At 71.8% G+C, this 17405-nt stretch carries 16 protein-coding genes and 1 pseudogene; 9 read left to right on the top strand and 8 right to left on the bottom strand.

Annotated elements, in window-relative coordinates; all coding sequences use genetic code 11:
* Positions 1 to 1221: a DNA cytosine methyltransferase gene (locus IE330_RS25700; RefSeq protein WP_190138492.1), complete on the top strand. Its 1221-nt coding sequence runs from the start codon at positions 1 to 3 to the stop codon at positions 1219 to 1221.
* Positions 1222 to 1242: 21 nt separating this feature from the next.
* Here IE330_RS25700 and IE330_RS25705 read toward each other — a convergent pair whose 3' ends face one another.
* Genes IE330_RS25705 through IE330_RS25715 form a run of 3 tightly spaced genes read right to left on the bottom strand, consistent with a single transcriptional unit; the run spans position 1243 to position 5203 of the window.
* Entirely contained in the window at positions 1243 to 2145 is a 903-nt protein-coding gene (locus IE330_RS25705; protein ID WP_190138493.1) for a DUF6339 family protein, read from the bottom strand.
* Positions 2142 to 3134, bottom strand: a complete 993-nt coding sequence (locus tag IE330_RS25710) for a hypothetical protein (protein ID WP_190138494.1) — start codon at positions 3132 to 3134, stop codon at positions 2142 to 2144. The genes IE330_RS25705 and IE330_RS25710 overlap by 4 nt, the downstream gene beginning before the upstream one ends.
* The gene (locus tag IE330_RS25715; protein WP_190138495.1) at positions 3131 to 5203 is read right to left on the bottom strand and encodes a helix-turn-helix transcriptional regulator; all 2073 of its coding nucleotides are present in this window, start codon (positions 5201 to 5203) and stop codon (positions 3131 to 3133) included. The genes IE330_RS25710 and IE330_RS25715 overlap by 4 nt, the downstream gene beginning before the upstream one ends.
* Positions 5204 to 5654: 451 nt before the next feature.
* On the opposite strand from IE330_RS25715, the gene IE330_RS25720 reads away from it, so the two are divergent.
* Positions 5655 to 5999: a hypothetical protein gene (locus tag IE330_RS25720; RefSeq protein WP_190138496.1), complete on the top strand. Its 345-nt coding sequence runs from the start codon at positions 5655 to 5657 to the stop codon at positions 5997 to 5999.
* Between the two features lie 430 nt (positions 6000 to 6429).
* Positions 6430 to 6738 (top strand): hypothetical protein, encoded by a 309-nt coding sequence (locus tag IE330_RS25725; protein ID WP_190138497.1) that lies wholly within the window; start codon positions 6430 to 6432, stop codon positions 6736 to 6738.
* A gap of 265 nt (positions 6739 to 7003) precedes the next feature.
* Here IE330_RS25725 and IE330_RS25730 read toward each other — a convergent pair whose 3' ends face one another.
* Positions 7004 to 8485, bottom strand: coding sequence for a DUF445 domain-containing protein (locus IE330_RS25730; protein WP_190138498.1), 1482 nt, complete (start codon positions 8483 to 8485; stop codon positions 7004 to 7006).
* A 271-nt stretch (positions 8486 to 8756) separates the two neighbouring features.
* Here IE330_RS25730 and IE330_RS25735 point away from each other — a divergent pair, with 271 nt between their 5' ends.
* The 5 genes from IE330_RS25735 to IE330_RS25755 all read left to right on the top strand — a co-directional run bounded on the left by IE330_RS25735 (position 8757) and on the right by IE330_RS25755 (position 12755).
* Positions 8757 to 10091, top strand: a complete 1335-nt coding sequence (locus IE330_RS25735; protein ID WP_190138499.1) for an SGNH/GDSL hydrolase family protein — start codon at positions 8757 to 8759, stop codon at positions 10089 to 10091.
* A 400-nt stretch (positions 10092 to 10491) separates the two neighbouring features.
* A complete protein-coding gene (locus IE330_RS25740) occupies positions 10492 to 11013 on the top strand; it encodes a hypothetical protein (RefSeq protein ID WP_190138500.1) in 522 nt (173 codons plus the stop codon).
* Positions 11010 to 11852 (top strand): DUF4388 domain-containing protein, encoded by an 843-nt coding sequence (locus IE330_RS25745; RefSeq protein ID WP_308439047.1) that lies wholly within the window; start codon positions 11010 to 11012, stop codon positions 11850 to 11852. Before IE330_RS25740 ends, IE330_RS25745 begins: the two co-directional genes overlap by 4 nt.
* Before the next feature lie 79 nt (positions 11853 to 11931).
* Positions 11932 to 12324, top strand: coding sequence for a roadblock/LC7 domain-containing protein (locus IE330_RS25750; RefSeq protein ID WP_190138501.1), 393 nt, complete (start codon positions 11932 to 11934; stop codon positions 12322 to 12324).
* Between the two features lie 56 nt (positions 12325 to 12380).
* Positions 12381 to 12755: a hypothetical protein gene (locus IE330_RS25755; RefSeq protein ID WP_190138502.1), complete on the top strand. Its 375-nt coding sequence runs from the start codon at positions 12381 to 12383 to the stop codon at positions 12753 to 12755.
* Positions 12756 to 12901: 146 nt separating this feature from the next.
* Here the strand turns inward: IE330_RS25755 and IE330_RS25760 are convergent, their stop codons facing one another.
* Genes IE330_RS25760 through IE330_RS25775 form a run of 4 tightly spaced genes read right to left on the bottom strand, consistent with a single transcriptional unit; the run spans position 12902 to position 16539 of the window.
* Complete coding sequence (locus IE330_RS25760) at positions 12902 to 13861, bottom strand: DUF1707 SHOCT-like domain-containing protein (protein WP_190138503.1); 960 nt, start codon at positions 13859 to 13861, stop codon at positions 12902 to 12904.
* 9 nt (positions 13862 to 13870) lie between these two features.
* The gene (locus IE330_RS25765) at positions 13871 to 14836 is read right to left on the bottom strand and encodes an ABC transporter ATP-binding protein (protein ID WP_190138504.1); all 966 of its coding nucleotides are present in this window, start codon (positions 14834 to 14836) and stop codon (positions 13871 to 13873) included.
* A 7-nt stretch (positions 14837 to 14843) separates the two neighbouring features.
* Positions 14844 to 15725 carry an ABC transporter permease gene (locus tag IE330_RS25770; RefSeq protein WP_373314725.1) on the bottom strand — a complete coding sequence of 294 codons (882 nt, stop codon included), beginning with the start codon at positions 15723 to 15725 and terminating at the stop codon, positions 14844 to 14846.
* Positions 15718 to 16539, bottom strand: coding sequence for an ABC transporter permease (locus IE330_RS25775; RefSeq protein WP_190138505.1), 822 nt, complete (start codon positions 16537 to 16539; stop codon positions 15718 to 15720). Before IE330_RS25775 ends, IE330_RS25770 begins: the two co-directional genes overlap by 8 nt.
* 606 nt (positions 16540 to 17145) lie before the next feature.
* Between IE330_RS25775 and IE330_RS39215 the strand changes: the two are divergent.
* Positions 17146 to 17405: pseudogene (locus IE330_RS39215) on the top strand (hypothetical protein); the annotation flags it as partial.

The raw sequence follows: 17405 nt of genomic DNA on the forward strand, positions 1-17405 counted from the left end.
ATGACCCCCGCACCTGACCGATCGCTTCAGCCTGCAGATTTCCGCATCGTGGATCTGTTCGCCGGCCCCGGCGGTCTCGATATCGCCGCCACGGTCCTGGGCGTGGAGTCCATCGGGGTCGAGTGGGACGACCCGACACGCGCCACGCGTGCGGCCGCCCACCTGCTGACCACGGAGGAGAAGGACGTCGCGAATCTCGGCCCGTGCGACGCCGAGGTCGAGAGCGCGAACGTGCTCACCGGCGGTCCGCCGTGCCAGTCGTTCTCCGTCGCCGGGAACCGCGAGGGGCACAAAGCACTGGAGGACGTGAAGCGGCTGGCCACGCGGCTGAGCGGGCACGAGGACGCGGCAGCGTTCGAGGCCGCGTGGAAAGAGGTCAAGGCCGAGACCGACGCCATGTCGGACGATCGCACGGGGCTCGTGCTCCAGCCACTGCGCTGGATCATGGAAGCCAAGCTCAAGCGCGGCAGACCGTACGAGGTCGTCGTTCTGGAGCAGGTACCGACCGTCCTGCCCGTATGGAAGCACTACGTCCACATCCTCCGGGCCGCCGGCTACGCGGCTGACGCCCATGTCCTGCACGCCGAGGAGTTCGGCGTACCCCAGACCCGTCGGCGCGCTGTGCTGATCGCCCGGTACGCCCCTGAGAGCAGCTCCAAGACCGTCGAGTTCCCCCGACCGACCCATCAGCGGTACCGGCCGGGGGCAGAGCGGCTTCCCGAACGGCCGCAGCCGGAGCAGGAGCAGCAAGCCCTCTTCACGGGTTCCGACGACGATCAGTCGGTCGAGCGTTGGACGGCGATGCAGGACGTCCTGTCCGACCGCCCCGCCGACTTCGTGGTGGTTTCCAACTACGGCTCGGGTGGCGACCCCAAGAAGCGTGGTCGCCGCACCTCCCAGGAACCTTCGGCCACAGTCACCGGCAAGATTCGACGTAATCGCGTCTACCGTCTCAAGGAGACGAAATCCGGCGTGAAGGAAATGGGGGAAGAGCTCGAGCGACTGAATTTCCAGGAAGCAGGCCTCCTCCAGTCGTTCCCCGCCGCGTACCCATGGCGATCCACCGATGTGGCTCAACAGATCGGCAACGCCATTCCTCCACGGCTCTCCCTCCACATCCTGAGCTGTGCGCTCGGATTCGGACGGCCGGAACGCGAACTGATCGACAGACTGAGCGGGTGGCGCCCCTCGCCGGGCGCCGACTCCACCGGCGACGACTGAAGCAGTGACGGACCTGGTTCCTCAGTCGCCGATGTCCTCGGTCGCAGGCCGTCCGCGCACCGGCGCGTCGACGAGCAGTTCCGTGAAGTAGTCGGCCAGCGCTTCCACCGAGCCTTCGGGAGCCTGCTCCTCGTCCGGACCTTCCGGGAGCATCCGGCGGGGCACCGGTCCGGCTGTTTCCGCAGCCTCCACCCACTCCTGCACCGGCCGGCCGTCGCGTTCGACATCCGGCGCGACGACGTCGTACATCAGCGTGGCGGCGGACGCGTTGACCGCGCCGGCCAACGCGTTCACTTCGCGACCGGTCGTCACCGTGCCCCGGTCGAGCAGGCGCACCATGGCCTGCGCCGTGGGGCGGTGGTCGATGACATCGAGACGAAGGACGGTATTGATCATGTCCTGGATCGCGCAGGCCCTGGCCACGGGCCGGTAGTCGGAGCCGTTCCGGAAGAGCTCCGCCATCCACCACAACCGCGCAAAAGCCTGGGTGTAATGCGCGCCACGAAAACGGCGGTAGGCCACCTTGGGCGCCTCTCCCGATTTCTCCTTGCCGTTCGGTTCCGGGAGGAATCGCCAGACGACGTAATCCGGCGCGACGCCCAGCGCGAGGAAGTTCCACAGCCTCCGGTCTGCGGCTTCTCTGCGGTTGAGCCGCAGCGTGGCGTGGAGGCGAGGGGCGAGCCAGGCGTCCGCCTTCGTCGGCTTCTCGTCCCGATACTCACACATCGCGTCATCGACGAGTTCCCGCACCGGGGCCAGCGCGGCTCGGGCTCCGTCGTAGGGCAAAGGTTCCACGATCTTGCTGAGTGCTATGGCAGGGACGTCCTCCTTCCCGTTGAGCAGTCCTTCCGTGACGTATTGCGCCGCGTTGAGGTCGGAGAGCAGAGCCAGACGTTCAGGCAGATAGTTTGGTTTATGGGTCACGCGTCCGCCCTTTGTTGAAGTCGGTCCAGGCCGCGGATCGTGGTGGACAAGGCTTTGGGCATCTCGGCCCGCCGCGTGGCGGCGAAATGGATACGGGGCTGGAGATCGATCCATCCGGCTGCCTCGGTGCGTCGCCGGTGCACCTCGCCCAAGGCCTCCTCGAGCGGCCTGCCGGGCATGACGTCCGGCAGCATCTCGCGCAGCACTTCTCCCCTCCAGTCGTGCGGAAAGAGCGGTGTACCGTCCTCCTCGACCTCCAGGTCTCCGACGGCGGCATGAAACACGGCGGTCCACACGTCCGTACACATCTGTGCCAACAACAGATCGCGAACCAGACCCTCGACCCCGGAGCCGCTGCCGGACAGCAGATCCGTGAGACCTTCGAAGTCGGTGTTCACATGTACGGCCGCCACGTCGCCGGAGGTGTCGACGATCCACGGCACCTCCCTGAAGGGACGCCGCCACTGCGGCCCCTCGCGGAAGCCCGCGATGACGACGTCGAGTTCGCGCTGCCGCCTGGGCGCTTCCGCTGACAGGTCGACGATCCATTCGTTCTGCGCAGTGGCGATCACACGCCCGGGAACGCCGTCGGCCCTGGCAACCACATGGACCGACAGGGACGCGCGGTCGCGGTGATCGGCACGCCACACGTCCAGGAAGCCCGTCCACTCCCGCCCGCTCTCCGTCGTGGACTCCAGAGGAACGACGGTCCGGGCGTTGGTGGCCTTCTCCGTCAGGACTGCGACGACCGACACATCGGACCAGCCGCTGTCGGGAGCGGTGGCCTTGCTCGGAATGGTGGCCGACAACTTCAGACGGGCACTCTCCCAATCGTCGAACCCGGTCCCCCCGAGAGCGACGACCTGCTCGACGACCGAAAAGGCCTTGGTGTCGAGCGGTTCTCGGCTCTCACCCGGCACCTTGAGTTCGACGGCTGTCACGCGTAGCGACACGGGACCGGCGAGACGCCTGTACGGATAGGCCTTCACGCCTTGTCCTCCTTACCCGTCCGCAATTCGACGACGAGGCCGCTGAGCGTCGTCCGCACCGGATGGGTCGACACATCGGTGACTCCGCTGAAGGTGGCTCTCCGTGCCCCGCTGGTGAAGTGCAGGGCCCCGTCGATCAGCTCGCAGTTGTGCAGAGCAACGAGCTCCGCCCACGCCAGAACCGGCTTCGGTCCCGATCGCACATCCAGTTTGGCCACCGGGACCAGAGGCCTGGAGTCGCCGCCCTGCGGGATCCTCACCTCGGCGGTGACGCACCAGGCGCCATCCGTGCCGATGTGAGCGTTCAGCTCGTCCAGTGTCGGGATGCCCGTGCCGCCGGAGGCGGCAGGGCGCCCCGTACGTCTGCCGCCGACCGCCAGCCGTTTGCGAAGTCGTTCGGTGCCGGCGCGTCGCTTCTCCTGGGGCACCGCGACAAGGTCGCGTACAGCCTTGTTGGCCTCCCGCGTGAGAGCGGCGATCCGTCGGTACGCCGAGGGCGAGTAGCACGTCCGCAATTCATCCGTCTGCCCCCACTTGTCGTGCTCCGGCGGCTCGGAAGCACGCAGGAAGGCCTCGGCCTCGTCGGCGAACGGCGCCGCGTCACCGGCAGCCCGTCCGGCGAGGAGTACGGCCTGGAACGGATTGGTACCGATCGGCAGGTTCGGGACCGGGCCCACCCTGACCGTCATGCGGTTACCCCTCATCATCGTCAGGGCGTACGGTTCGCCGTCGAGGTCATCGCCGTCCGTCACGAGGAGCACCGCTCGGTGCTCCCCGCCGCTTCCGAACCCCTCACGGCCGGGAACGCGCAACGGCACCGTGGTCATGGCCACTTGGCCCGCCTCAGTCAGGCGATCCACCGTCGCGCCCTCCAGGAAGGCCCGGAAGGCCCGGGTACGCGCAGGTTGCTCGACATCGGGATCGACGTGTCGCTCCGGGATGACCTCCTTGCCGTTTCGGAACGACCGAACAGATGCCTCCAACAACGGCCGACGGCCTCCGCCGGAGGTCATGGCGGCCCAGAAGTTCCGCCCGAGGGCCTCGACCAGTCGCTGATGCATGCGTTGCACGCTGTCGTCATCCACGCCCTCACCTTCGGGCGACGCCGCATCGGCGAGACTCGCGACGTCGTGGGCACCGACGATCAGGAAGGAAGTGCCGGGCTCGCCGCTCTCGCGGGTCAGACGGAGTCGGTCCACCGTTTCCTCGTCGGCCCACCAGGAACGGGCGACGTCATCACCGTCCACGTGAGGGTCGGGCCTGCCGAACCATGCGGGCCCGGCCCATGCCTTGCCGTCCACCTCACGCCACGGCAGATCGAGCCGTCCGATGAGTCGTCGCTCCCTGCGCCCCTCATGCGGTTCGGACAGAGTCGAGTTGATCAGCACCAGGCCGAGTCGACTGGTCGCCCAGAGCGTCGCCTTGCCCAGACCGTACGAACCACCGGCGTCCCTGGCGGTCTTGCGGCTGTCGAGCTGCCGTCGCACGACGGCGGCGAAACGGCCGTCCTCGTAGTCGTCACCGGTCAGGCCGTGTGCGTTGTAGTCGTCGACGCGCAGCAGGACCAGCCGGTCCCGGGTGTACATGTCGCGCAACCCCGCGGAGATGACCTGTCCGACCTTCCGGGTCCGGGACGCCGCGGCCTCGTAGTGGGACGCGAGCTCCTTCCAGTTGATCGCCTCACGGAAGGCGGCCAGAGTCTCCCCCGACAGCTCGTCCAAGGTGTACCGGACGCGTACCGGTTGACCGTTGTCGAGACGCTCGTCGAGGCTGTTCTGCGTCGCTTCACGGGCCAGCACCGAGACATCGGCCTCGAAGGCGAAGGCCGCCGCGTTGCCGAATTCGCGCCCTCCGTCGCGGGGGGCGGGACGGTGGTACCAGGCCACCGGTCGGCCGGCCAAGGTGTCCGTGGTGCGGTTGCGTACGGTGCTGGCGTCCGTACCCAGGGCCGTTGCGATCTTCCTGATCGTTTCGTCCCGTGGTCTCGCGCGCCCGGTGATCCAGGCCGAGACGGCGGCACGCGTCACCCCCACGGAGTCGGCCAACTCCGTCTGCGTCCTGCCGGCCATCCTCAACTGCCGAGCCAGCCAAGGCCCGAAGTCTTCCCCACCGTGCACTGCCGCCACTCCTAGCCGCTGCCAGCATCAGGGTCCCACCCTACCAGGATGGTTTGACAAGTGGCAGCATGTATAACGTTAATTGACACGTCGACCCGCACGACGAGGGGCCGACATGCAGGACCTGCACCATGGGCGAGCTGTGCCCGTTACGCCCCACCCGGTTACCGAACCCCTCGCACTTGCACTCGCGCACAACGCTCCACCCCTCCCCCGCGACAGCATCGAAACCAGCTTTCCCGAATCCCTTACGACGACATCGGATTCCCGCGCCGAACCGAGACCTGCCGCCTCATGGGCATGCCCTACGGAAAGAGCTTCGCCCGTCGAGCAGATACACGTCCGCAGCACGCACCGCTCCCGCGAATTCACCCATTTCATCTCCGACAGGATGAGAATTCCCGTGACTCACGCCTTCGAACACGAGCCGACACTGGAAATGATGCGCGACCTGGTCACCAGGTACGATTCCCTTGGGAGCAAGGAGAGCCGGACGGCGTTCCTGGCCGAACAGGGCGTCACGTACGGAATTCTGCAGACTTACCGCAAGTTGATCGCCATCATCGATGACAGAATGGCTTCCCTCCCGATCTCCTCCGGCGCCTCCAGAACCCGCCGCCGGCGCACGAAGCGCGTCCTGGTGGCTCCGCCCGGGCGACCCGGCACCCGTAGGCGGCCGATCCGAAACCGGCGCGACCGTCGCGTCACTGTCGTCATCACCCTGAGCATCGACATCGAGCTGCCGTAGAGCAATCGCAGATCCGGGGCCGCGCACCCCCCGCAGGCTGCCGGTCGTGTCCGTGAACCGGCACGGCCGGCTCGGCCAACGACGACTCGGTCGATCCGACCTGTCCAGGGCCCGGTGCGCCCATGTGGTCGGGTCGTTGCGCCAGGTCCGCGCTCCGGAAGCGTTCAGGCGGGTGAATGTTCCGGATGTCGACGCCGAGGTTCACGAGTCCGAATCGTCATCGGCCGACCAGGGTGGGAGACCCGCGATGAGCGCACGGAGCGAGGCGCGCTCCTACGTCCCCTGCATCCAGCCGGAGGTGAGCTGGGCATGATGGTGCGTCCCGACCCGGGGCGTACCCGCACAGCCATAGAGAACCCCATCGGATTCAAGCCAAGGGCTCGGCTCCCTTACCGTCGCCCCTCGAGAACAGTTCGGAAGTGAGGCAGGCATGAAGGACGCAAAGGTGCCCGCGGCGGTGATCGCCGCGGGTGGGCTCGTCGGTGGGTATGCCACCGCTCGGTTCACCAAGAAGCGGCCGCTCGGTGGGGTCGTGCTGGCCGTGGCCGGGGGGCTGGCTGCCAAGGAGTGGCAGCGGCGGGCCGGGGGTACGGCCGCTGCCGTGTTGAGCGGGGCGTACGTTGCTGCCTTCGCCGGGTCGCATCCGCTGGCGAAGAGGGTGGGGGCTTGGCCCGCCGTGTTCGGGGTCGCGGGAGCCGTGGGGATCGCCTCGTGGGCCGTGGCCGACCGGCGGCGCTGAAGTCCTGCGAAACGTCCCGCGCCGAGGGCCGCGCCGAACCCCGTAGCACTCCTTGCCGACCGGGGCCGCGGCGAGCCCCGGCAGTACGCCCCGCTGAGGCCGGGACCGCGCGGCACGCCCCGCTGAGGCCGGGACCGTGCCTAGCCCGGCAGCATGCCCCGCTGAGGCCAGGGCCGCGCCGAGCCCCGGCAGCACGCCCCGCTGAGGCCGGGCGGCACACCCCGTCGAGACCGGCGCCGCAGCGCCACGCTTCGGCCCGGTGGGGTCAGCCCGTGAACGCTCGCGACACCGCGTAGATCACCAACCCCGCCAGCGACCCCACCACCGTGCCGTTGATGCGGATGAACTGGAGGTCGCGGCCGATGTGGGCCTCGATCTTCTTCGACGTCTGCTCGGCGTCCCAGCCCGCGACGGTGTCGGTGATCAGGGACGTGATCTCGTCGCGGTACGTCGTCACGACGTACACCGCCGCGCCCTCCACCCAGCCGTCGACCTTCTGCTGGAGGCGGGCGTCGGTCGCCATGCGGGAGCCGAGCGACAGCAGGGCCGCGCGCACGCGCAGGCGCAGTTCGCTGCGCTCGTCCTCGGCCGCGGCCACGATCATCTGGCGGACCGCCGACCAGGCCGACGCGATCAGGTCCTGCACCTCGCCGCGGGCCAGGACCTCGCGCTTGAGGTTCTCCACCCGCGCGCGGGTGTCCGAGTCGGACTGCAGGTCGGCGGCGAAGTCGGTGAGGAAGCGGTCGAGGGCCCCGCGCGCCGGGTGCTCGGGCATGTCGCGCATCTCGGTGACGAAGCGCAGCAGCTCCTTGTAGACCCGCTCGCCGACCTTCTTGTCCACGAAGCGCGGCGTCCAGCCGGGCGCGCCCCCCTGCACCGCGACCATCACCTGGTCCGCGTGCGCGACCAGCCAGTCGTGGGCCCGTACGCACACCAGGTCCACGAACCGCTTGTGGCCGCCGTCCGCGACCACCTTGTCCAGCATCTTCCCCATGCCCGGCGCGATCTCCTGCGCGTCCGCGCGACGCGTGATCGCCTCGCCGACGACCGCCTGGACGTCCGAGTCGCGCAGCACCGTCAGGGCGCCGCGCAGCGCCGTGGCCAGCTCGGCCGTCACGCGGTCGGCGTGCTCCGGCTCGGCCAGCCAGGCGCCCAGGCGGCTGCCGATGCCCACGGCGCGCAGCCGCTGGCGTACGACGGACTCGGAGAGGAAGTTCTCGCCGACGAAGTCCCCCAGGGAGACGCCGAGCTGATCCTTCTTCTTGGGGATGATCGCCGTGTGCGGGATGGGGATGCCCAGTGGGTGCCGGAAGAGGGCCGTGACCGCGAACCAGTCGGCGAGCGCGCCCACCATGCCCGCCTCCGCGGCCGCCGCGACGTACCCGGCCCAGGCGCCCGCGCCCTCGTGCTGCGCCCACTTCGCGAGGACGTACACGACGGCCACGAAGAGCAGCAGCCCCGTCGCGGTCAGCTTCATCCGGCGCACGCCGCGCCGCTTCTCCTCGTCGGCGGCGCTGTACGTGAAACCGGGGAGATCCCCCTTCCCCGCCGCGCCCGGCGTTTCCGGTACCGCGCCCGGCGTTTCCGGTACCGCTCCCGCCGTTTCCGGTACCGCTCCCGCCCTTCCCGGCACCGCTCCCGCCCTTCCCTGCGCCGACTCCGCCCTTCCCTGCGCCGACTCCGCCGGCGCCGACGCCGCCTCCCGTTCCGCCGATCCCACCGGTTCAGCACCTTCCGTACGTTTCATCCCGTAACGCCCCGTCTCGCGTCGTTCGTCGTACGCATTGTCCCCGCCGCGGTCCCTGCCGGGCTTCCTGTCGTCTCCCCGCCGCGCCCCCGTCGAGTCCTCGTCGAGTTCCCTCGCGTCCTCACCAGACCGACTCCTGGAACGGACGGCGAGTTCCCGGCGTCCGAGTGAGCGGAGGGGGGCGGGGTCGGCCTCCTCGCGCGCCATGACGCATCATGGGTTATTCACACCGGAGCCTCGGGCTCCCCCTGCCCGAGGAGACACAGCCCGCATGACCAAGCGTCACGGTTATGCACTGCTGGCCGCCCTGCTCGCGGTCACCGTGGTGGTCTCGGCCGCCATATACGCCGGCGTCACGGGCGCCGACGGCGCGCGGGACCGGATCAGCGCCGGTCCGGGCGCCCCCCGCAACTCCGCCGCCCCCGCCTCCGCGGGTACGTGGGTCGGCACCTGGTCGGCGTCCCCGGCGGGCGCCGAGCCCGGCACGGGGGCGCGCGGGCTGGCGGGCCGCTCCGTACGGAACGTGGTGCACACCAGCGTCGGCGGCGACGGCGCCCGCGTGACCCTGTCCAACCTGTACGGCAGGCAGCCGCTCACCGTCACGCACGCCTCCGTCGCGGTGGCCGCCGCCTCGAACAGCCCGGCCGCGGCCGTCGACACGCTGCGCCGCCTGACCTTCGGCGGCGAGACCTCCGTCGTCATCCCGCCCGGCCGCCACGTCGTCAGCGACACGGCGCGGCTGCGCGTGCCCGCCGACGCGGACCTGCTCGTGACCACGTACGCGCCGACGCCCTCCGGGCCGGTGACGTACCACCCGCACGCCCGCCAGATCTCCTACGTGGCCGACGGCGACCGTACGGAGGACCCGACCGGGGCCGCGTACCGCGAGCAGAGCCCGTACTGGCGCTACGTCTCCGCCGTCGACGTACTGAGCAGCGACACGACCGGCACGGTCGTGGTCATCGGTGACTCCATCACCGACGGCATCACCTCCACCATGGGCGCCAACCGGCGCTGGACGGACGTGCTCGCGGACCGGCTGCGCGAGGAGCCCGGCGCGCCGCGCTACAGCGTCGTGAACCAGGGCATCAGCGGCAACCGCGTCCTGTCCGACGGCAAGCCCGCCCCCTTCCCGGGCGCGCCCGCGGGCAACCCCAGCGCCCTGTCCCGGTTCGACCGCGACGTCCTCGGCCGCAGCGGCGTCAAGGCCGTCGTCGTCGCCCTCGGCATCAACGACATCCTGCGCAACCCGCACCGCGCCGACCCCCGCCGCATCGTGGACGGCCTGCGCGAGCTGACCCGGCGGGCGCACGCCCGGGGCCTGCGCGTCGTCGGCGCCACGCTGATGCCCTTCGGCGGCCACCGGGGCCACACCTCCGCCCTGGAGGCGGTGCGCCGCTCGGTCAACGCCGAGATCCGCTCCGGCGGGGTCTTCGACGACTACGTGGACTTCGACAAGGCCCTCCGCGACCCGTACGACCCCCGCAAGCTCCTCGACCGCTACGACTCCGGCGACAGCCTCCACCCCAGCGACGCGGGCTTCGAGCGCATGGGCGAGACCTTCGACGTGTCGGCGCTGCGGGGGGCGGGGGCCGCGGAGCTCTGAGCCCGCGCCGCCGCCCGGCAGTACACCGCCTCCGGCAGTACACCGCTCTCCGGCGATACGCCGTCCTCCCGCGCCGCCCCGCGACCACCACCACACGGCCTCCGGGTTTCGCGCCGGTGACGGAATACGGTGCGGATCGCCGTTCGGGAATCGCTTTCCTTTCGTACGGCCGACCGTCCGCGCACGAGTCACTCGTCATGACGAAGGAATTCGTTCGCCTGCCCGAGATGCAATCTCAAAGTGTCAAGGAACGGGCGCCGGGCGGCCTTCCCCTGTCGTTCTCCGGCATGTTCCGGTGGAATGCGCCAGAGCCTTCCGCCGGCCTCTTCCCCCTGCATAACCTCCGCGTCACCACGGCACGTCACGCGGTACGGCGCGTCGTGCGGGGAGGGGAGTCGGGATGTCGGACATCGACATGTCTCTGTACGAGGTCATGGCCCTGCCGGGCGCGCGGGGGGCCGCGCTGGTGGACTGGACGTGCGGTCTGGCCCTGGGTTCGGCCGGGGAGTCGCCGCGGGGACAGCCGGAGGCGGCCGCCGTCGAAGCGGCGGAACTGGCGCGGTGCTCCGTGGAGTACGGCACGTTCCGGCCGCCCGAGGACGACGGGCCGGACGGTGCGGGACGCGAGCCGGACGGTGCGGGACGCGAGCCGGGCGGTACGGGACGCGTGCCGGGCGGTACGGGGTTCGAGCCCGGGTCCGGGAGCGCGGGGCTCGGGGGCGACGGGCCGCGCAGGACCGGCGGCACCGGTGTCGAGGACCTGATCGTCACCACCCGCACCGCCTACCACGTGCTGCGCTTCGTCGAGACCGGCCACGACAGCAGCCTCTTCCTGCACCTCTGGCTCGACCGCGACGCGGGGAACCTGGCCGTGGCCCGGATCCGCCTCAAGGAGACCGCCCGAAGGCTGGTCCTGGGATGAGGACGACGGAGCCGCCGCGGGCCGACCCGCCCTCGTCGGCCACCTTGCCGACGCGGCAGTCCATGCTCCTGCGGCTCGCCGCGGAGGGCGCCACCGGCGCGCTGCTGCGCGACACCGGCACGCTGTACCTGCGCGACGGGCAGGTCAGCCACGCCGAGAGCAGCGCCGCGCCGGGCGTCGACGTCCTCCTCACCGCGGGCGGCCGGCTGCCGCGCGCGGTGTGGGACGAGGCCGCCGCGCGTACCGGGCGGCACCGCCGGACCGGGCTCGGCCGGTACCTCGTCACCGAAGGCCTCCTCACGCCCGGGGAGCTGGAGATCTGCCTGCTCACCGCGTTGCACGACGCCGCCCTCTTCGCCCTGGCCCCGGGCGGCGGGCCGACGCGGTTCCGGCACGGGGTCGCGCACGGCCTGCACGCGGCGCGCCCGGTGCCGGCGGCGGCCGTGGAACAGGAGGCCCGGCGCCGCCGACGGCTGCTCGACGACGTCTGGCCGGGCCCCGCCATGGACACGGCGCCACTGGTGCGCCGCCCGGTGCCGCCCGGCAGCAGTGTGCCGGTGCGCCACCGCGCGCTCCTCGACCTCGCCGACGGCCACAGCACACCGGCGGACCTGGCCCGCAGGCTCGGGCGTCCGCTCTTCCACGTCCTGCTCGAAGTGCGCCGGCTCGCCACCGCGGGGCTCCTCGCCCCGCCCCGCCCGCCGCCGCCCGGACCGGCGGCGGGGGCCGACGACGTCCCGCCCCGGGACTCCCCCGCCCCCTCCTGGGCGGCGGAGGGGTTCGTCCCGCCCGACACCGCGCTGCTGCTCCGGGTCCGCGCCGCCTTGGAGGCCCTGTGACACCGGATGTCGCCGTCCCCCGGGCGAGCGCGCCGTGAGGGGTCGGGCAGCACGGCGCCGCGCCTGGAGGAGGCAGCTCATGACGGTGGAACCCGACGTGCTCGACGAACTCGCCCGGCTGCGGGCCCGCGTCCCCCGCCTGACCGGTGCCTTCGCGGCGGGTACCGACGGCCGTGTGCTGGCCGGGGACACCACGGACGCGGCGGCGGCGCACCTCGCCGCCTTCGGCGTGGACGTCCTGGAGGCCGCGCTGCGGCTCTCGGACGCCGCCGGCCAGGGGCTCGCCCACGAGTTCCTGGTCCACGGCGAAGGGGGCTACGTCGCGGCGTACGCCGCGGGCCCCTCCGCCGTCCTCACTCTCCTCGCGGAGCCGCGCGTCAACGTGGGCCGGCTCCACCTGGAAGGCCGCCGGTCCGGCGCGCGAATCGGCGAATTGCTCGGCGGTGCGCTCGAACGACTGGAGAACTCCTGACCATGACCCCTTCCTCAGCCCGCTCCACCAACAGACGAAAAGGAAGTACGAGCCCCATGTTCACCACCGAAACGGCCCTCAAAGAGGCGATGACCGCCATCGACGGCGCGCTCGGCGCCGCCCTCGTCGACTACAGCAGCGGCATGGCCCTGGGCACCCTGGGCGGCAACAAGGAACTCGACCTCAACGTGGCCGCGGCCGGCAACACCGACGTGGTCCGCGCCAAGGTGCGCACCATGGAGATGCTCGGCCTCAAGAGCGAGATCGAGGACGTCCTGATCACGCTGAACGACCAGTACCACCTGATCCGGCTGCTCAAGTCCCGCAACAACAGCGGCCTGTTCCTGTATCTGGCCCTGGACAAGGAGAAGGCCAACCTGGCGATGGCCCGGCACCAGCTCAAGCGGATCGAGGCGGAACTGGACATCTGACGCCGGGGACGGGCGGCGGGGGCCCCGCGCCCCCGCCGTGCCGGACAAGCCGTGCCGGGCAAGCCGTGCAGGGCGGACCGTGCCGGACAAGCCGTACCGGACGGACCGTGCCGGGGCACCCTGACGAGCGGCCCCCGCCGCGGCCCCTAGCTCGCGTCCCCGCCGTGGATGCCGTGGTGGTCGTCCTCCGCGCGGCGGCGGTGGGCGTCGGCGTGGCGGTGGTGGTCCTGTGTGCGGCGGCGGTGGAGTTCGTGGCGGCGTTCGTGTTCCGCGCGGCGGGCCTGCTTGGCCTCCAGTTGGGCGCGGCGGCGCTCCTCCTTGCGGCGCAGGCGTTCCGCCTTGCGGAGCCTGCGTTCGACGCCCACGCCGCCCATCAGGGCGAAGCCGGTGACGGTCACGCGCGGGGAGCCGGGGGTGCCCCGGCCGGTGGCGTCGTCGCCGAAGCCGCCCATGAAGCCGAGGCCCCGGACCGTGACGTCGAGCTCGGGCGGCACGATGACGCCGATGCCGCCCATGACCGTGAAGCAGCGGATGGTGACGTCGCGGTCGGCGAAGTGCGCCTCGCGCAGGTCGATCTCGCCGCCGCCCCACATCGCGAACGAGGTGAAGACCCGCCCCACCGTCCAGCCGCCCTTGCGGCTGAAGCCGCTCCAGAAGGCGAAGGCGCCGCGGGAGGTGGGCTCGGCCCCGGGGTCGACCCGCCGCGACCAGTCGATCTCCGTCGAGGCCGGGTCGTCGTCGAAGGAGCCCTTGGCCAGGGAGACCGCGGGCGCGGTCGCCGTGGGCAGGTCGCGGGTGAGGGGTTCCAGCTCGCCGTACGTACGGGAGCGGTACACCGCGTCCACCCGCTCGTTGAACTCCTCCATGTCGAGGCGGCCCTCGGCCACCGCCTGGCGCAGGACCTCGGCGACCCGCTCCCGGTCGGCGTCGGAAGCCCGCAGGTCGGAGGGGTGCAGCTCGGAAAGCTCCCCCGTGGCGGGCCGCGCCTCGGCGGACTCCCCCGTGGCGGGCCGCGCCTCGGCGGGGTCCGCGTCCGGGGAGCCGGGCGCGGCCGGTGGTACGGCCGGTGTCGGGGCCGGCGGCTTCGGAGACTCGGCGTCCGTCATACCCGAAGCCTACGAGGTCCCCCGGTCGGCGTACATCTTGGCAATCACGGCCTCGATGTCCGGCTCGCGGACGGACAGGTCCACCAGCGGGTAGCGCTCGGCGACCGCCGCGACCAGCGGGGCGGCGGAGGCCGCCGCCGGGAACGCCAGCCACTGCCGGGGCCCCTCCGTGCGCACCACCCGCGCCGACTCGACCTCCAGCGGCGGCAGTTCGCGTTCGAGGTCGACGACGAGCATGCGCTCGCTCTGGCCCACCTCGTGCAGGCCGTCCAGCGGGCCGTCGTACATCAGGCGGCCGTGGTCGATGACCATCACCCGCCGGCAGAGCTGCTCGATGTCGGTGAGGTCGTGGGTGGTGAGCAGCACCGTCGTGCCGGACCCGGCGTTCAGGTCCCGCAGGAAGCCGCGGACCTTGGCCTTGCTGACCACGTCGAGGCCGATGGTGGGCTCGTCCAGGTACAGCACCTCCGGGTCGTGCAGCAGCGCCGCCGCGATGTCGCCGCGCATGCGCTGGCCGAGCGAGAGCTGCCGTACGGGGACCTCCAACAGCGCGGCGAGGTCGAGGAGTTCGACGCAGCGGTCGAGGTTCTCGGCGTACCGGGCGTCCGGGATGCGGTACATGCGGCGCATCAGGCGGTACGAGTCGATGAGCGGCAGGTCCCACCAGAGCGTGGTGCGCTGGCCGAAGACGACGCCGATGTGCCGGGCCAGGCGGGTGCGCTCGCGGGCCGGGTCGATGCCCGCGACCCGCAGCCGGCCGCCGCTGGGGGTGAGGATGCCGGTCAGCATCTTGATCGTGGTCGACTTGCCCGCGCCGTTCGGGCCGATGTAGCCGACCATCTCGCCGCGCGGCACCTGGAAGGTGATGCCGTCGACGGCCCGCACCTGGTGCCGCTCCCGGCGCAGGAAGCCGGTCCTCCTGCGGACGTCGAAGACCTTCTCGACGCCGTCGAGGGTGATGAAGTCACTGGTCACGCGTGCGTCAGCTCCCTGTGCTGCGGTACGAGCGAAGGCCCGCGCGCCAGGCGAGGCCCGCGAGCGCGAGGCAGGCGAAGGCGACCGCCGGCGGGGTGAAGGCGACCCACGCCGGCAGGTCGAGCGGGTACGGGCGGCCCAGGACGTACAGTCCGGGCAGCCAGTTCACGAAGGCGATCGGCACGACGTAGGTGACGCCGCGCACGAGCTCCTGGGCGAAGACGGTCGGCGGGTACTGGAGCAGCGTGTTGCCCCCGTACGTGAAGGAGTTCTGCACCTCGGAGGCGTCCTGGGCGACGAACTGGAAGGCCGCGCCGAGGACGAAGACGGAGGCGAAGATCCCGGTGCCGCTGATCAGCATCAGCGGGATCATCAGGACCTTCAGGGGTGTCCAGTCGATGTCGGTGCTCCCCAGGGCGTACGCGAGGACGAGCAGGCCCTGGGTGACCCGGCCCAGGCGGCGCAGCGCGAAGCGGTCGGCGGCGACCTGCGCGAGCACCGGCACGGGCCGGACCAGGAGGGTGTCGAGCGTGCCGTCGCGCACCCGCCTGCCGAGCCGCTCCATCGAGCCCATGGTGAGGTCGGCGAGGCCGAAGGCGGTGGAGACGGCGCCGTACAGGAAGGCGATCTCGCCGAGGCCGTAGCCGCCCAACCGGTCGACCTGGGAGAACATCAGCAGGATCGCGACGAAGTCGAGGCCGGTGGCCGCGAGGTTCGCGAGGGCCGTCAGGACGAAGGACGTGCGGTACGCCATCGTGGAGCGGATCCACATGGCGGTGATCAGGCCGTAGGCGCGCAGCCCCTCCCGGGCCCGGGCGAGGGGCCCGGCCGGTCCGTCGAACGCGCGCGCCCCGGGGGCCGTCTCCCGGTCCCGCAGCAGCTCAGCCACCCTGGACCACCACCCGGCGGGTCGCGAGGCCCTGGAGCAGCCGTCCCAGGGCCAGCAGCGCGGCCGCCCACGCGGCCTGGAAGGCGTACACGGCGAGCAGCCCGGTGCCCGTGTGCCTGCCGAGGAACACGTCCGCGGGCACCTGGAGCAGCGCCGACCAGGGCAGGGCGCGGGCGGCCTCGCCGAGGGCGCCCGGGAAGACGTGCAGGGGCAGCAGCAGGCCGGAGAAGAAGGTGCCCGCCAGCCAGGAGACCTGGGCCACGCCCGCGCCGTCGAGGAGCCAGAAGGCGCTGAGCGCCACCAGGTAGCGCAGGGCGAAGCTGACCACCACGCCGAGCAGGACCGCGAGCAGCGTCGCGAGCCAGGTCAACGGGTCGTCCGGCAGCGCGAGTTGGAACACGAGCGCCCCGAAGATCATCGGTACCACACCTCGGCCCAGGAGGTGGAACGCCGCCCGGCCCAGGTCGCTCGCGAGCCACCAGGCCTGGAGGTCGGCGGGCCGGTAGAGGTCGACGGCGACGTCGCCGGTGCGGATGCGCTCCATCAGGTCCGTCTCGAAGCCGCCGCCCATCGCCGCCATCGCCATCAGGAGGGCCTGACCGAGCCACACGTACGTCAGCGCCTGCGCCTGGTCGTATCCTCCTAGTCCGGGTCTCTCGTCCCAGAGGGCTATGTAGGTGTAGGCAAGGATCACGCCGAACACGGTGTTGGTGAACACACCCGCCAGGGTCGCCGTGCGGTACGTGGCGAATCTCCGGAAGTTACCTCCGGCGACGGCCGCGTACAGGCGGAACCGTCCTGATCTCACGGACATCCCTTTCAGAGAGCCTCGTCCCGCTCAAGGCCGGGCGCCCGGACCGGTGTGTCCGGACCGAAGCGCAGGAGCCTAATGTGAGCGGACCGTCCGTGCCAGGCAATTTCGCCGCGCGGCGCGTGCCTGGTCAGAAGGGCATGCGGAGACAGTGTGCAATGGGTCGTACGAGGCGTACGACGCGAACTGGGAGTTCCGCGAGACATGAGCAGCGACGAGCCGCAGCAGCAGCGTGGCCCCGGGCGCGGGCCCGCTGACGGGCCCGGGGAGCCCGCCGCCCCCGAGGACGGGCCTGCGGCCAACGCCCCCCGGGGGGCGCACCGTCCGGCCGGGCGGCACCCCGGCGTCCCCGGCGAGGGTGACGGGCCCGCACACCAGGGTGACCGCGCGTCCCGAGGTGGCCGCGCGCCCCGGGGCGAGCGTGCCTCCCGGGGCGACGGTGGGCCTCAGGACGGCCCGTCCCGGGGTGAGCGGGCATCCCAGGGCGACCGCGCGCCCCAGGGCGGGCGGGCGCCGCAGGGAGGCCGGGCGCCGCAGGGTGACCGCGCCGCGCGCCGTCCGTCCCCGGGTGCTCCCGGCCGGCCGGGCGCCGAGGGCGGCCCCTCGGGTGTGCCCGCCCACGACCCCGCCACGCAGAAGATCCGACCCGTCACCGACCGCGACAAGCCTCCGGCCGGGGCGCCCGCGCGCCGGGGCGCGACCGGCTCCCCGCACGAGCCGGGTCCCGCGGCCCCCGCCCAGGACCCTGCCACCCAGCAGATCCGTCCCGTCAAGGACCGTGCCAAGCCCCCGGCGCACGAGCGCGGCACCGCCCGCCGTCAGGGAGCCGGCGCGGCGGGAGCGGCCGGAGCGGCCGCCGCCGGGGCCGG

It is taken from the genome of Streptomyces longispororuber, assembly GCF_014656095.1.
GTDB classification, from domain to species: Bacteria; Actinomycetota; Actinomycetes; order Streptomycetales; family Streptomycetaceae; genus Streptomyces; species Streptomyces longispororuber.

Bases quoted from the DNA above. Each gene is read 5' to 3' on its own strand.
- IE330_RS25760 (WP_190138503.1), bottom strand. From the start codon at position 13,861: ATGACGGACGCCGAGTCTCCGAAGCCGCCGGCCCCGACACCGGCCGTA.
- IE330_RS25730 (WP_190138498.1), bottom strand. From the start codon at position 8,485: ATGAAACGTACGGAAGGTGCTGAACCGGTGGGATCGGCGGAACGGGAG.
- IE330_RS25725 (WP_190138497.1), top strand. From the start codon at position 6,430: ATGAAGGACGCAAAGGTGCCCGCGGCGGTGATCGCCGCGGGTGGGCTC.
- IE330_RS25740 (WP_190138500.1), top strand. From the start codon at position 10,492: ATGTCGGACATCGACATGTCTCTGTACGAGGTCATGGCCCTGCCGGGC.
- IE330_RS25750 (WP_190138501.1), top strand. From the start codon at position 11,932: ATGACGGTGGAACCCGACGTGCTCGACGAACTCGCCCGGCTGCGGGCC.
- IE330_RS25735 (WP_190138499.1), top strand. From the start codon at position 8,757: ATGACCAAGCGTCACGGTTATGCACTGCTGGCCGCCCTGCTCGCGGTC.
- IE330_RS25775 (WP_190138505.1), bottom strand. From the start codon at position 16,539: ATGTCCGTGAGATCAGGACGGTTCCGCCTGTACGCGGCCGTCGCCGGA.
- IE330_RS25755 (WP_190138502.1), top strand. From the start codon at position 12,381: ATGTTCACCACCGAAACGGCCCTCAAAGAGGCGATGACCGCCATCGAC.
- IE330_RS25745 (WP_308439047.1), top strand. From the start codon at position 11,010: ATGAGGACGACGGAGCCGCCGCGGGCCGACCCGCCCTCGTCGGCCACC.
- IE330_RS25715 (WP_190138495.1), bottom strand. From the start codon at position 5,203: ATGGCCGGCAGGACGCAGACGGAGTTGGCCGACTCCGTGGGGGTGACG.
- IE330_RS25700 (WP_190138492.1), top strand. From the start codon at position 1: ATGACCCCCGCACCTGACCGATCGCTTCAGCCTGCAGATTTCCGCATC.